Annotated in this window: 13 protein-coding genes and 1 pseudogene; 7 read left to right on the top strand and 7 right to left on the bottom strand. The window is 68.3% G+C overall.

Features of this window, described 5'->3' with window-relative positions; genetic code table 11:
• Positions 1–480 (top strand): hypothetical protein, encoded by a 480-nt coding sequence (locus ACFVTC_RS10030; protein WP_390125940.1) that lies wholly within the window; start codon positions 1–3, stop codon positions 478–480.
• Here the strand turns inward: ACFVTC_RS10030 and ACFVTC_RS10025 are convergent.
• On the bottom strand, positions 477–944 hold the full coding sequence (locus ACFVTC_RS10025) for a DUF2269 family protein (protein ID WP_390125936.1): 468 nt from the start codon (positions 942–944) through the stop codon (positions 477–479). The two genes, ACFVTC_RS10030 and ACFVTC_RS10025, sit on opposite strands and share 4 nt — an antisense overlap.
• A gap of 209 nt (positions 945–1153) precedes the next feature.
• On the opposite strand from ACFVTC_RS10025, the gene ACFVTC_RS10020 reads away from it, so the two are divergent.
• Entirely contained in the window at positions 1154–2119 is a 966-nt protein-coding gene (locus ACFVTC_RS10020) for a GlxA family transcriptional regulator (RefSeq protein WP_390125934.1), read from the top strand.
• A gap of 78 nt (positions 2120–2197) precedes the next feature.
• On the opposite strand, the gene ACFVTC_RS10015 is transcribed toward ACFVTC_RS10020, so the two are convergent.
• The 3 genes from ACFVTC_RS10015 to ACFVTC_RS10005 form a co-directional block, all read right to left on the bottom strand.
• Entirely contained in the window at positions 2198–2500 is a 303-nt protein-coding gene (locus ACFVTC_RS10015; RefSeq protein WP_390125931.1) for a hypothetical protein, read from the bottom strand.
• A 75-nt stretch (positions 2501–2575) separates the two neighbouring features.
• Positions 2576–2812, bottom strand: a complete 237-nt coding sequence (locus ACFVTC_RS10010; protein WP_390125929.1) for a DUF397 domain-containing protein — start codon at positions 2810–2812, stop codon at positions 2576–2578.
• On the bottom strand, positions 2809–3657 hold the full coding sequence (locus ACFVTC_RS10005) for a helix-turn-helix domain-containing protein (RefSeq protein WP_390125926.1): 849 nt from the start codon (positions 3655–3657) through the stop codon (positions 2809–2811). The genes ACFVTC_RS10010 and ACFVTC_RS10005 overlap by 4 nt, the downstream gene beginning before the upstream one ends.
• Before the next feature lie 221 nt (positions 3658–3878).
• On the opposite strand from ACFVTC_RS10005, the gene ACFVTC_RS10000 reads away from it, so the two are divergent.
• Positions 3879–4517, top strand: coding sequence for an ATP-binding protein (locus ACFVTC_RS10000; protein ID WP_390126210.1), 639 nt, complete (start codon positions 3879–3881; stop codon positions 4515–4517).
• Between the two features lie 4 nt (positions 4518–4521).
• Here ACFVTC_RS10000 and ACFVTC_RS09995 read toward each other — a convergent pair whose 3' ends face one another.
• The 3 genes and pseudogenes from ACFVTC_RS09995 to ACFVTC_RS09985 form a co-directional block, all read right to left on the bottom strand.
• A complete protein-coding gene (locus ACFVTC_RS09995) occupies positions 4522–7683 on the bottom strand; it encodes a DUF3427 domain-containing protein (protein ID WP_390125923.1) in 3162 nt (1053 codons plus the stop codon).
• A 362-nt stretch (positions 7684–8045) separates the two neighbouring features.
• Positions 8046–9062, bottom strand: a complete 1017-nt coding sequence (locus tag ACFVTC_RS09990; RefSeq protein WP_390125921.1) for an SEC-C domain-containing protein — start codon at positions 9060–9062, stop codon at positions 8046–8048.
• 140 nt (positions 9063–9202) lie between these two features.
• Positions 9203–10115 (bottom strand): annotated as a pseudogene (locus ACFVTC_RS09985) (hypothetical protein).
• 287 nt (positions 10116–10402) lie between these two features.
• Between ACFVTC_RS09985 and ACFVTC_RS09980 the strand changes: the two are divergent.
• The 4 genes from ACFVTC_RS09980 to ACFVTC_RS09965 all read left to right on the top strand — a co-directional run bounded on the left by ACFVTC_RS09980 (position 10403) and on the right by ACFVTC_RS09965 (position 13628).
• Complete coding sequence (locus tag ACFVTC_RS09980; RefSeq protein WP_390125919.1) at positions 10403–11212, top strand: class E sortase; 810 nt, start codon at positions 10403–10405, stop codon at positions 11210–11212.
• Between the two features lie 202 nt (positions 11213–11414).
• On the top strand, positions 11415–11762 hold the full coding sequence (locus ACFVTC_RS09975) for a DUF6412 domain-containing protein (protein ID WP_390125916.1): 348 nt from the start codon (positions 11415–11417) through the stop codon (positions 11760–11762).
• A gap of 129 nt (positions 11763–11891) precedes the next feature.
• Positions 11892–12602 (top strand): YidC/Oxa1 family membrane protein insertase, encoded by a 711-nt coding sequence (locus ACFVTC_RS09970; protein WP_390126209.1) that lies wholly within the window; start codon positions 11892–11894, stop codon positions 12600–12602.
• A gap of 168 nt (positions 12603–12770) precedes the next feature.
• Positions 12771–13628: a fumarylacetoacetate hydrolase family protein gene (locus tag ACFVTC_RS09965; protein ID WP_390125915.1), complete on the top strand. Its 858-nt coding sequence runs from the start codon at positions 12771–12773 to the stop codon at positions 13626–13628.
• Positions 13629–13928: the final 300 nt, after the last annotated feature.

The following is a 13928-nucleotide window of genomic DNA, read 5'->3' as shown; positions in this document are numbered from 1 at the left end:
ATGACCGAGAAGCTGTTAGGCCCTCTGCGCACGCGCCCCTGGCCGGAACGCTGGCTGACGCGCCTGCTCGGCGCCGCCCTCTCCGGCGCGGCGTACCTCCTCTGCCTGCCCTGGGATCTGCGCAACCGCCCCGACTCGCCCGGGTCGCTCACCGAGACGACCCCGGTGACCGTGCCCGGAGTCGTGCTCCTCGGCGCGGCCCTGCTGCTCCTGGCGGTCTACTTCGGCCGCCGGGACGCGCTGGCCTGGCCGTTGCTGCTGGTGGCGGCCCCGCCGGCGGTCCTGATGTACGTCGCCTTCCACTCCCACCCGGAGCCCCCGGACGCCGCGGTCTGGCCACTGGCGTGGGCGTCCTTCACGCTGATCGTCGCGGCGGGGGTACTGGTCGCGACGGCGGTGGCCCGGCAGTTCAGGGCAGACCTGGAGGAACGGACCGACTCGCCGCTGCTCACCGGCCGGCGGGCGGGATCCTGCGGCTAGGCACCCGTGGTGGACCCCGGTCGGATGATCATCAGTATCGTCACGGTGGCCCAGAGCAGGTTGAAGACGCCGGTGAACATGGCGAGCCGGACCGTCGCCCGGGGGTCCGGCACGCCGCTGTCGTGCCAGATGCCCTCCACGATCGCGGTCTGCCGGGGCAGCACCAGCGCCGCGAGCACGACCGCGGCCAGCGCCGTCAGGGCGATCGAGACGATCAGCCAGGTGTCACCGAGGACACCCATGGCACTGGCGGTGGCGAACCCGAACACGGGGACGACGACGCCGACCGTCGCGTACACCCGGCAGATGCGGTGCAGCAGCCGGACGGTGGAGCGGGCCTGCTCGTCCCGCGGCTCGGCGAGCGCCTTGCGGGCGGCGGGCGGGAACATGCTGGCGGCGACGGTGACGGGCCCGATCGCGACGATCGCGGCGAGGACGTGCACGGCAAGAAGGAACTTGGTCACGGGGTGACGCTATGGGCGGTTCGGATCTTGCAGAAGTGGCACTTTTGCCAGGGCTCGACGGATTCCCGCCAGCCGCGATCCCCTCCGTCGGCATGGGCCGTAAGAGGCGGTGAGCGGAGGTCCCGCGAGACCAGCGGCCCGCTGCGGTGGAGGCTGGTTCGCCGCTGGCCGCTGTTGGCCACAACCCGCCGTATGCCTAGGCTCTGGCCATGCACACCGTTGCCGTACTGGCGCTCGACCAGGTCATCCCGTTCGACCTCTCCGCCCCGATCGACGCCTTCGGCCGGGCGCGCCTGCCGGACGGACGGGCGGCCTACCGGATCCGGGTCTGTTCGGTCGAGGCGGGCCAGGAGGTCGGCGCGGGCCTGTTCACGCTGCGCGCCCCGTACGGCCTGGAGGCGCTGGCCGAGGCGGACACGATCATCCTGCCCGGCACCGAGAACCCCACCGCCCCGCTCCCGCCGGGGGTGGCCGAGGCGCTGCGCGCGGCGGCCGCGAACGGCACCCGGATCGCCTCGATCTGTGTCGGCGCCTTCGTCTTCGCCGCCACCGGCCTGCTGGACGGACTGCGCGCGACCACGCACTGGATCGCGGCCGGGGACCTGGCGGCCCTGCACCCCGCCGTGGCGGTCGACCCGAACGTCCTCTACGTCGACAACGGCCAGTTCCTCACCTCGGCGGGCGCGGCCGCGGCCCTCGACATGTGCCTGCACATGATCCGCCGGGACCATGGCTCGGCCGTCGCGGCGCACGCGGCCCGGCTGTCGGTGATGCCGCTCGAACGGGAGGGCGGGCAGGCCCAGTTCATCGTCCACGCCCAGCCACCGGCACCGGCCGGCGCGACCATGGAACCGCTGCTCGGCTGGCTGGAGGAGCACGCGGACCGGGACCTGACCCTGGAGGACATCGCCGTCCGGGCCGGCACGAGCACCCGCACCCTCAACCGCCGCTTCCGCGAACAGACCGGCACCACACCACTCCAGTGGCTGCACCGCGCCCGGGTCCGCCGCGCCCAGTACCTCCTGGAGACGACCACGTACCCGGTCGAACGCATCGCGACCCAGGTGGGCTTCGGCTCCCCGACAGCGTTCCGCGAACGCTTCAAGCGAGTGGTGGGGACGAGCCCGTACGCGTACCGGCGGGCGTTCCGGGGGGCGGAGGAGCGAGTCTCCTGACGCGGGGGCGCGGTCGCGCTGCGCGCTGCCCTTCGTGCTCTGTGCCCCGTGCCCCGTGCCCTGCGCTCGGCGTGGTGCTCAGGCGCGCCGGTCGGCGACGGCCCACGAGGCGAGGGCGACGGCCCCGGCGACCCCGAACACCGCGGGCCAGGCGCCCACCTTCTTCGCCAGCGGGTGAGACCCGGCGAAGGCGGCGACGTACGCGACGGTCAGCGCCCCGGCGGCCTTCCCGCCGGCCTGCCGCCGCCACTGCTGCGCGGCCGCGGCGCCCGCGGTGGCCAGCACTACCCCACCGAGCTGCCGCTTCTTCGTCCACCGGGCCACGCCGTACCCACCGACAAGCCCACCGGCGGCCACTGCCGCGGCCGGTACCTTCGCCATCGCTGCCTCCTGCGACTGCCTGTGCCCGCACCTACCTGTGCCTGCATCTACGTGCGCGGGCTGAACACACCGAGGCTAACTCGGGCGGACGGCTGATCGACGATCGCCCTCCAACCCTTCTATCCCTTCTGTGAAGGCCCGCCAGGAGTGAGAGCGGAAGGCGACGACGAGCCCACCGGCGTCCTTGGAATCACGTACGAGGACACCGCCCACACCGTGGGCGCACTCGACGCATTCGCCGCCCGCGCCGTTGCTGTAGGAGGACGTGAACCAGACGGAGGCGTGGGCGGCCACGGACGGTGCGGCGTTCATCTCGCATACCCCTTGAGGACGGTCTCGATCAGTTCGGCGGAGCGCCGAGGGCTCAAAGCCGCTGCTCGCAGCCCGTCGAAGGCCCTCGTGTACTCACGCACATGATGCTCGCCTTCGAGATACACGGCATCGGTGATGCCGTCCCGATAGACGAGGTCCGGGTCCTCTTGATCGGGGAATCCCAGCAGGGTGAACGAACCGGTGGCCGGGTAGGTGCCCGAATCGAAAGGCAGGATCTGCAGGGTCACACTGGGCAACTCAAGCGACTCCAGTAGTCGTTCGAGCTGTTCGCGCATAAGCGCTCGATTCCCGATGAGGTTGCGCAACGCGCCCTCGTTCACGATGAACCAGGCATCCGGACCGCCGGACCGCGTCAACATCGCCTGCCGTTCCATCCGCACACGCACAGCACGGTCGATGTCCTGGGCGGACAGGTGCGCGCCGGTCCTGTGAAGTTCACCGGCATACGCCGAAGTCTGCATCAGCCCCGGCAACAGCTCGCACTGGTACTGGCGGAACGTGGAGGCGTCCTGCTCCAGACCGATGTAGATGGAGAACCACTCCGGAACTCCAGCGCCGTGCACCTGCCACCAACCCCGAGTCTTTGCCTGCCGGGCCAGTGCCTTCAGGAACTCGCGCAACTCGTCACTGGTGGCGTAGAAGCGGCACAGGGCATCGATATCGGACGGTTGGATCCTGCCGCTGCCCGTCTCCATCCGATTGACCTTGGAACCACTCCAGTCGAGCGCCGCACCGACCTGTGTGCAGGTCAGCGCACTCTGCTCGCGGAGCTTCTTCAGCTCGATCGACAGACGTCGACGACGTGCAGTCGGCGATCCGGCCATCCCAACCCCTCTCCTGATAACGGGCGTTCAGTCTTTCGCCAAGAGGGGTGCGTGCCAATCACTCGGAAGTGGGAATCCCGCCGTGCACATTGCATGGAGGGATTCGCAGCCTCATTCGGACAGGCAGCGCCACTCAGTGTGAGTGTGCGTAACACTCCGTCGATCCGTCGGGGTCGGCGTTGCCGTCGATGAGAGGGGTCTCGGTGATCCAACAGGCGTGCATGTCACGGAAGCCGTGGGACTTGGCCTTTCTGGCCGTCCCCGAGGAAGTGGCCCCGCTGCGGCGCATCGTGCGGCTGCGCCTTGAGCTCTGGGGTTTACAAGAAGCGACTGATACGGCTCAACTCTGTGTCAGCGAACTCGTCTCGAACGTGATCACGCATGTCGGTCGGGGCACCCCGACCACACTCGCCGTATCAATGAACGGCACTCGTCTGAGAATCGAGGTCCATGACCCCGACACCAGGGCTCTCCCGACGCTTCTGGACGCGAGCGACGACTCCGAAGGGGGCCGTGGCATGGCGCTCGTAGGCGCGATGGCGGACCGTTGGGGCGTCCAACTCCATGCCGACCGAAAGGTCACCTGGTGCGAGCTGGCAACCAGCCTGATCTCGCCCAGCGGCCACACTGGCGGCGCCGGCGTGGCAAGAGCGGGCGCCCTCCTCAGCGCCTACGGCTCGACGAGGGTGGCCCCGTACGCGAGCCTGAGCACCTCAACTTTGGTGGCGGAAACGGCAGTCAATGCCATCACCGACCTCCTGCACTGGCTACAAGCACACGGTCGTGACGTAGACGAGGCGCTGGAGCGCGCGCAGACGCACTTTGAGGCAGAAGCATGTGCACGGAAAGATCAACTATGAGGTGCTACCCCGCAGCGATTGCGGAGTATGTCCAGACGTCTGCCGGGATCTCATGCGTCAACTTCCATGTGATCGCCATCGGCTTGCTCCCCTCGTGCCCGTCGTACTTGGCGGGGCCTAGCAACATCCATGGCTGGGCTCCGCCGATATCAGTGCTCTTGTAGCGGCGGACGAAGAGTAGGACGTGGCTACCCTCCTCAGCGTGGTTCTTGTAGCGGAGGCCGGTAGGGGAAGTGGCCGACGTCTGGTTTTGGGACTCCCAATGGAAGCGGGTCTCGCTCAGCGCGTAGTCGTGGTAGCGGGTCTGCGGGGAGAAGTCCTTCTCATCTTTATCCAAGGTGATCAGTAGAGCGTCAGTCTTGATCGAATCACACCACTTCACTCCCTCGCGGAAGTCGCCCGGCATAAAGCCGCCGATGAAAGATTGGCCGAGTGCAGGGAGGATCTCTTCTCGACTGTAAGAGGCATGCACTGTCAGCGGAATGCCGGCTTTCCCGCCGACTCCGAGCAACGGGATGGGGACATGCTCGGTGTGGGCGAGGTTGTACGCCAAAACCTGACGAAGTTCATCGCGTACAGCGTGCTGGCGGCGCAACATCGCAAACCCGGCGTCATAGCTTGTGAAGCTCTTTCGGGTGATTCCACCGAGCGGCCAAAGCTGGAAGAACAGCATGCGGGCGTAAGCCTGTCCCTGTTCGTCTAGTGCGCCGTAATCCGGGGCATTATCTTCCAGCAGTCGCGTGTATGCCGCAACGCGCAGTGGGTCGTCGACGTGTAGGAAGGCGGAAACTCGCTTGAGTAGCGCGGATTCACCTTCGGGCGCCTCATCCTTCAGGAGTCCGGAACGCCGAAGCAATCCAGTCCATGAGTTCCCGTTACCGCGGTAGAGCTCTCGTAGCTCCCGCCCACTCTCATCAAGGTAGTTACTCAGTCTCGGCTCGGCATAGTCTGCGACTTCCCTGGCCAGAGCCGTCACGTTGACACCAATCTGCTCCTTGATGTTGGCGATGATGACCTTCTTCGCCTTCTCCTCAAGAATGATCTGGCAGCCGGAGGGGAGTTGCGGAAATCCATGTTCGATGTTGTCCAGGAGGCGCTTTCGGGTGAGGTTCGTCAGCGCCCGGAATTGGTTCTCGAAGCGGAATTCCTTACGATGCTGACCGATGAAGTCCAGTACGGTCAGCACTGCTTTGCCCTCGGTGCGACGGAGACCCCGGCCAAGTTGCTGGAGGAACACGGTCGCGCTGGAAGTGGGGCGGAGTAGGAGAAGAGTGTCTACGTCGGGGATGTCGAGGCCCTCGTTGAAGAGGTCGACCGAGAAGATTACCTGTAGCGAACCCGATCGGAGATCAGCCAGTGCTTGATCGCGCTGGTCGGCAGGGGTCTCACCGGACAGGGCGACGGCATGGAGACCCGCCCCCCGGAAGTACTCCGCCATGAAGTGCGCGTGCGCGACCGACACGCAGAATCCCAAGGCGCGCATAGTTCCAGGCTCGGCGATCTTCTCTTCGACCGCCTTTGCAACCAGTCGAGCCCGTGCATTATTTCCCGTGAGGACATTACTGAGAGCGTTCGAGTCGTATGCTCCCCGTTTCCACTCCACTGTACGCAGGTCGGTGTTGTCGCTGATCCCGAAGTAGTGGAAAGGGCTCAGGAGGTCATTCTCCAGGGCTTCCCAGAGTCGCATCTCGGCAGCGATTCGCCCATCGAAGAACTCATCGTGGATATTCTTCCCGTCCATGCGTTCGGGGGTCGCTGTCAGTCCCAGCAATTCCAACGGATGGAAGTGGTCGAGGATCCTTCGATACGTTGGTGAGGTCCCATGGTGAAATTCGTCGATGACGATCACGTCGAAGTGATCCGGAGCGATATTGCTCAGTTTTCCAGCATTTAGTGACTGCACGCTGGCGAAGACGTGTGTCCATTTATCGGGGATCTCGCCGCTGTGGAGAGATTCGCCGAAGTTCGCGTTCGCCAGGACGTCTTGGTAGGTCCGCAGGGATTGCTGCAAGATTTCTTTGCGATGCGCCACGAACAAGAGTCGCAGGTCACGGCCATGCTTCTTGCACAACTGCTTGTAGTCGAGAGCGGCCATAACGGTCTTGCCGGTCCCAGTCGCGGCCACCAGCAAATTTCGGTGGCGGTCATGCACCGCACGCTCAACTTCCAGTCGCTCCAGCATGTCGCGCTGGTGCGGGTAGGGCCGTACTTCAAGTCCAGACAGCGTGAGCCTTCGGCCCGTGGAGGACAGCGAGGAACTGCCACCTGCAATGGCCAACGCCTCCTGCAAGCGAGCACCATCGGTATCAGGGTTGTACGCCTCGAAGGAAGGGTCGCTCCAGTACGCCTCGAAGGTTGCTTCGAACTTTCGCAGGACGTCCGGAGTGGCGATGGAGGACAGTCGGACGTTCCACTCCAGGCCATCGAGTAGGGCGGCCTTGGATAGGTTGGAGCTACCGACGTAGGCTGTGTCATAGCCACTCTGACGTCGGAACAGCCAGGCTTTGGCATGGAGTCGAGTAGAGCGTGTCTCGTAGTTGACCTTGACGTCGGCGTTGAACTCTCGCACCAGCCGATCCAGCGCGCGCCGCTCAGTTGCGCCGATGTATGTCGTCGTAATGACGCGTATCGGCACACGCCGCTCCTGGGCGGCTTTCAGTGACTGCTCGATGATGCGTAGACCGTGCCACTTCACAAAGGCGCAAAGTAGATCGACCCGGTCAGCGGTGGCGAGCTCGGCGCGCAGTTCGAAGCCGAGGCTGGGATCCTCTGGCGAGTTGGTGATGAGCGCAGTGTCAGAGAGCGGTATGCCGGGGCGCACAGCGAAGACACCGGATGCTTCTTGCTTGGTGAGCGTCAGGAGTTGGCGAGGTCCGTCGGCCACCAGCTCCACCCACTGTTGTGCGCCCTCAAGCGTACTGATGGACTCCAAGATGTGGTTCGCCGCATGCACCCGCTCTTCTGGCGAGAGGTTTTTCAGCACGCGGCGTACCGTCCGGGCGACGTGTCTTGCCAGGACATGGGGAACAGACTCGGTTCCCACCGTTTCGCTCACCGGATGCCACCCGAGGCGCGCGAACTCCTTCAACTTCTTCTCGAAGCGTACGGTGATGAGCTCCTCGTACACGCCCACGGCTGGTTGCGTCAGATCCCCCGACTCGGACACGCTGATCCCCTTGATCGCTCCAGATAGCTGTGCCCATGTGTAACAGAGACCACTGACAGTGGGCTGGCGAAGACCGGCTACTGGACGTGGGAAAACGTTATCGGTGCACTCCGCTGCACGGAGAGAGGACTGCTGCGAGTCCCGCGCCGCGGCCATGGGCAAAATGGGACATCCGATGGAGAGAAGCCGTCGAGCAGCGGTCGCGAGGGCCAGGGAAGGTCAAATGGGGAAGCCGAGGCTATCCGTAATCCCGATGGACCGCTTCGTGCTTGGCGATCGATCTAGTCGGCGAGGGTGTTCGAGACGACCCGCGGAGGCCCCGGTCTGACAGGCCGGGGCCAGGTCGCGTTGGGCTCCTTCGGTTAGTTGACAGCCCCGTGACACTCCCCGTACCCCCGCCCCGACCCGCACCAGCACACAACCCCCCGCTGCGGCGGCCACGCCATCGCTCGGCCCCGGGCCGCCAGGGTTGTCGCGTACTGGGGGAGCAGCGTCATGTCGGACGGGGACGACGCTTCCGAGGCGGAGAAGGCCTCGTAGGACGGGACCGTGCCGGTGACGATGCCCAGGTTGGGGGTGCCGGAGGCGGACAGTTCGCGCAGGGACGCCTCTATCGTCGACAGGTGCTCCTCGTGGGACGGGTACTCCGCGGCGAGGGAGGGGTACGCGGCCAGGAGTTCCGCCAGTTCGTCGGCGGGCCAGTGCAGGACCGCGACCGGGAACGGGCGGGAGAGGGCCTCCCGGTGGGCGCCGAGTTCGGCGCGGAGGCGGCTGATCTCCGCCTGGAGCTCCTCCGGGTTCTCCGAGCCGAGTGACCACACACGCTTGGGGTCGTGGAGTTCGTCGAGGGAGACGGGGGAGGAGTGGAGGGTGTCGGCGAGGGCGTCCCAGTCGTCGTGGGCGACGCCCAGCATGCGGCGGACGCGGTGGCGGCCGAAGAGGATGGGGCGGGTGGCGTACGGGGGGTCCGTCACGTCCGCCAGGAGCAGCGTCGCGCCCTCCGTGAACGTCTCCTGCGCCGCCTCCAGCTCGTCGTGCGACTCCAGTGCCTCCGCCACGATCACCCAGGGCGCGGGGTCGCGCGGGGACGCGGCGCGTACTCCGTCGATGATCGCGCGCGCTTCCGCCTCGTGGCCGTACTCCCAGAGGTTCGACGCCTTCAGGGCGCGGACCAGATGGGGGCGCTCCAGGGGTGTCGAGGACGACAGGAGGCGGTCGTAGAGTGCGCTGGCGCCGGGGCGGTCGCCGGCCAGTTCGAGGTGGGCCGCGGCCTGCAGGAGCAGGTGTTCGGCGTCCTCGGGGTAGAGGCCGGAGGTCCGCTCCAGGCGTGCGGCTTCGGCGGTGTGGTCGACGTTCTCGGCAGGCGTGTCGGGGCGCATGGATGACACCGTACTGCCGTCGCCTTACGAAATGGAGAGATCCGCTGGCCAGAGGGTGAGCACGGGCGGCTGATACCCGTTCCGGGGGCGAGGAGGGAGAAGGGGTGACACGGGTGGCGGGTGCCCGGTCGTGGACGGGCTCAAGCCACCACGCCGTCGACCTGCAGGGTCTGGACCGCCCCCGCCGCGAACGGCACGCTCAGTGACTTCCCGTTCAGGCGCGTGTCCGAGTGCGCGGTGTAGAGATCACCGCCGCCGGTGGTGAGGGTGTTCCAGCGGGGGACCAGGCCGCCGGTGGAGCCGGACACGGTGGTGAAGCGGGAGAGGTCGAAGGTCAGGGTCTGGGCGGACGTGGACTTGTTCGCGGCGACGATCACCAGGCGCTTCGCCGTCGCGTCGTACGCCACCACCGCGTAGTCCACGCCCGTGTCCACGATCGTCATTCCGGGCCGGATGTGGCGGCTGAACTGGGCCATCACATAGAGCTTCGTCTCGACCGCGCCGGCCGTCAGGGTGCTTCCGTCGTACTTGATCATGCCCCAGCCCGCTGTCGGGTCCATGACCTGCCAGTAGACCCAGGCGGTCGGGTGCAGCCAGCGGAAATCCAGGAGGAGGTTGCTCGCCAGGCTGAGGCCGGTGCCGTCGCCGTCGCCGTACTCGGAGTTCCACAGGGCCTTGCCGCCGGTGGTCACGGCGTCCGCGTAGAGGAGGTCACGGCGGCCGCCCGAGCCCTGGTAGCCGTGCACGTTGACCCGGTCGACCAGCGCCCTCGTCGTCACCGAGGTTGTAGCGGGCGATGTTCAGACCGAGGCCGGGCAGCGCGGTGCCGTTGCAGGTGACCGACCTGGTGGTGAAGAAGAGGTCCGCGAAGTCGTCCCGGGCCCCGAACACATTGGCCCACCACGCGAGCGAGGTGCCCCAGCCGTCCCATGTCCCGTACGTGGTCGCGGGGTTCACGGCGATGGTCGCGTCGGCGTGCGCGGTTCCTGTCGCCAGGGCGCCACCGAGGACCGTACCGCCCGCCGAGGCCAGCAGTGTTCTGCGTCGGATCACGGCTCTCCACCTCTCCGCACCGTTCAACTGCCGCATATCCGCACGGAGTTGGCTGGCCCGGTCGAGGACGTCGGACCCGCCGACGCCCTCAGGAAGCATCGGGTGTGGCGCGTGGGGTTGTCGAGGGTTGCGACACCCCTTTCCAAAACCGCTGTACGAAGCGGATCGGGCGTGAAGAGGGCCACAGGGGTGGTGACTTGAGCGGGCACGTCCTATGGTGCGGGCCCCGGCGCGACCGGCGGACGTGCCGGGCCGAGGCGTACGGACCGGGGTGATGAGGGGTGCGCGTGCGGGTTCCGGTGGTGCGGCACAGCACTCTGCGCCGGCGTGCCCTGCGCAGGCGCGTCCTGTGGACCGGCGGGGAGCTCCTCGTCACCATCGGTGTCGTCCTCCTGCTCCTCGTCGTCCACCAGTTGTGGTGGACCAACCGGCAGGCCCGGCACGACGCCGACCGCGAGGTGCGGGCGTTGGAGCGGGAATGGGGCGCACCCGGGACGTCTGGGCCGACCGGTCCCTCCGCGGGAGCCGCGGGAGCCGCCGGAGCCGAGCGGGCGGCTACGGAGGCCGGGGACGGGGGCGGGAGCGCCCGGTCCCCGGAACGCGAACGGGGGGCAGGGGCCACCGACACCGCCGGCGCGCCTCGCTGGTCCCAGGCGTACGCCGTCCTCAGCATCCCCCGTCTCGGCCTGCGTGTCCCCGTGGCCGAGGGCGTCGGCAAACGGGACGTCCTCAACAAGGGGTACGTCGGTCACTACAAGGGTTCCCAACAGCCGGGCCAGGCAGGGAACTTCGCGCTCGCCGGGCACCGGAACACCCACGGGGAGCCGTTCCGGTACGTCAACCGGCTGCGGCCCGGGGACACCGTGCGCGTCGAGACGGCGTCCGCCGTCTTCACGTACGCCGTCGACAGGACGCTGCCGCGGACCTCGGCGCGGGACGGCGGGGTCATCGGCCCGGTGCCGCGCAGTACCGTCCGGCCGTCCTACGGCTACAGCGAGCCGGGCTACTACATCACCCTCACCACCTGCACCCCCGAGTACACCTCCACGTACCGCCTGGTGGTGTGGGGGAAGCTGCGGTCCATGAGACCCCGGTGAGTCCCGTCGAGTCCCCGCGGGACCCGGGGGTCCTGGAGGAGCGCCGCTGCCGGGAGCCGTGAACGCCCAGCCCGTGGAACCATTGTGGCCCTCCCGGACGTCGAAGGGGTGCCGGGCCCGGGGCTCGGTCCCGACCCGGCGGGATCCGGGAATGTGCGAGAGCCCGGCGGGACCTGGGAATGTGCGAGAGGAGCAGTGGCCGATGATCCGTCTCCGGGCGACCGTGCGCTCCGCCGTCGCGCCGTTCCCTCGTCCGCTGCCTCTCGTCCTCGTCGTCCTCTTCCTGGCCGAGGTCGTCCTGCTCGACGCCGGTGGTCTCTCGGCCGCCGTCGCCGTCGCCTTCGCCGCCACCACGGCGGTCGGCTCCGCCCTCGCGGTCTGCGCCGTCCTCGCCGCGCGCTGCGCCCCCGTCGTCCCGCGTACGAGGGTCCGTACGGCCCTCCGTGACCGCGAGCACCGTACGGCCTTCCTGCCGCAGCGTGATCCCGACGCGGCGGGGCGCAGACGTCCCCGGGCACCGGGGTCCGGCCTCCCGGCGACCACCGCGTAGGCCACGGCCCCCTTCCGTACGTTTCCTGTCTTCCGTATGACCGACGTGGCTCACGCGGGTCGTCATGCCGACATCTGTATCGACTCCGGCACGACGAGACCCTCGGAGGGCTCATCCATGTCCACGCTCATGTCCGCTTTCGGCACTCTGGTCGAGCAGGTCGCCGACCTGCTGCAGCCGCTGTTCCACGCCTCCGCGGCCGCCGCCGCGATCGTTCTCATCACCGTGCTCGTACGGCTGCTCGTGCACCCTCTGTCCCGGGCGTCGGCACGAGGGCAGCGGGCGCGTACCGCTCTGCGCCCACGGGTCGCCGAGCTGCGCGAGAAGCACGGCGGCAACCCGGAGAAGTACCAGAAGGCGCTGCTGGAACTGCACGCGCGGGAGAAGGTGTCGCCGCTGGCCGGCTGCCTGCCCGGTCTTCTGCAGATACCTGCCTTCGTCCTCCTCTACCACCTGTTCTCCGGTACGACGCTCGGCGACGGCCCCGACGGGCTGCTGAACCACCGGCTGTTCAGCGCGCCGCTCGGCCACCGGTACGCGGACGCGCTCGGGGACGGCGGGGTGTTCGGGGCCCAAGGGCTGGTCTACCTGGGCCTGTTCGCGGTGGTCGCCCTGGTCGCGACCTTCAACTACCGGCGTACGAAGCGGACGGCGGCCGCCGCGGCGTCGGAGGCCGGCGGCGAGCAGCAGATCCCCGGGCTCGGCGCGGTCGGCGCGTTCATGCCGTTCCTCTCCTACTTCACGCTCCTCACCGTGGCGTTCGTACCGCTGGCGGCCGCGCTGTACGTCGTGACCAGTACGACGTGGAGCGCGGCGGAGCGGGCGGTGCTGTACCCCTGAGGGTGCGGGCAGGGGGCAGGGGGCCGTGGGCTGTGGGCCGGGCGAGGTGGTGGGCGGTCCAGTCCGTGAACTGGGTATTGCGGACTGGACGCGCACCTTGGAGGATCGACCAGTCCTCCGATGGCTGCACCCATCGGTGGCTGCCCGCGATCGAGGGAGATTGTGACCATGAAGCTGCTGCGAGTCGGTACTGCGGGATCGGAGCGGCCCGCGCTGCTCGACACCGAGGGAACCCTCCGGGACCTGTCGGGTGTCGTCCCGGACATCGACGGGCCGCTGCTCGCCGACGACGCGGCGCTCGGCCGGATCCGTGCGGCCGCCGAGTCGGGGGAGCTGCCCGCGCTGGACGCGGCGGGGCTGCGGGTCGGGCCGCCGCTCGCCCGTATCGGCAAGGTCGTCTGCATCGGCCTGAACTACCACGACCACGCCCGGGAGACCGGGGCCGAGCCGCCCGCCGAGCCGGTGATCTTCTTCAAGGCCGCGGACACGGTGGTCGGGCCGCACGACACCGTGCTCGTGCCGCGCGGGTCGGTCAAGACCGACTGGGAGGTGGAGCTGGCGGTGGTGATCGGACGTACCGCGCGCTATCTGCCGTCCCATGAGGAGGCGCTCGCGCACGTCGCCGGGTACGCGGTCGCGCACGACGTCTCCGAACGCGAGTTCCAGATCGAGCGCGGGGGCACCTGGGACAAGGGCAAGAACTGCGAGACGTTCAATCCGCTGGGGCCGTGGCTGGTGACCGCGGACGAGGTCCCGGACCCGCAGAACCTGGCGCTGAGGCTGTGGGTCAACGGCGAGCTCAAGCAGGACGGCACGACGGGCGAGCAGATCTTTCCGGTCGCCGAAGTGGTCCGCTACGTGAGCCAGTTCATGACCCTTTACCCGGGTGACGTCATCAACACCGGTACGCCGGCGGGGGTGGCGCTGGGGCAGCCGGAGCCGAAGCCGTATCTGCGGGCCGGGGATGTCGTGGAACTGGAGATCGAGGGGCTGGGGAGGCAGCGGCAGGTCTTCGGGGCGGCGTAGGGCTTCGCCGGGTGCGGGTGCGGGTGCGGGGCCGTGGGGTCGTAGGGGTTGGGCGCGCGGTTCCCCGCGACCCTTGGAGGGGCGGGGCTTCGCCCCGGCCCCTCTGGGGTGGTGGTTCGCTGCGGGTGGGTGGGGGCTGAGCGCGCAGTTCCCCGCGCCCCTGAAGGCCGGGGGCTGCGCCCCTGCCTTTTCCGGTCGGGGTGTCGGGTGTGGGTGGGTGGGGGTTGGGCGCGCGGTTCCCCGCGCCCCCGAAGGCATGGGGGCTGCACCCCTGCCTTTCCCGGTCGGGGTGTCGGGTGC

This window comes from Streptomyces sp. NPDC057950 (assembly GCF_042887295.1).
Lineage (GTDB): Bacteria > Actinomycetota > Actinomycetes > Streptomycetales > Streptomycetaceae > Streptomyces > Streptomyces kaempferi.
Note: the sequence above shows the minus strand (reverse complement) of the source record. Positions and strands in the feature narration are given on the sequence as shown.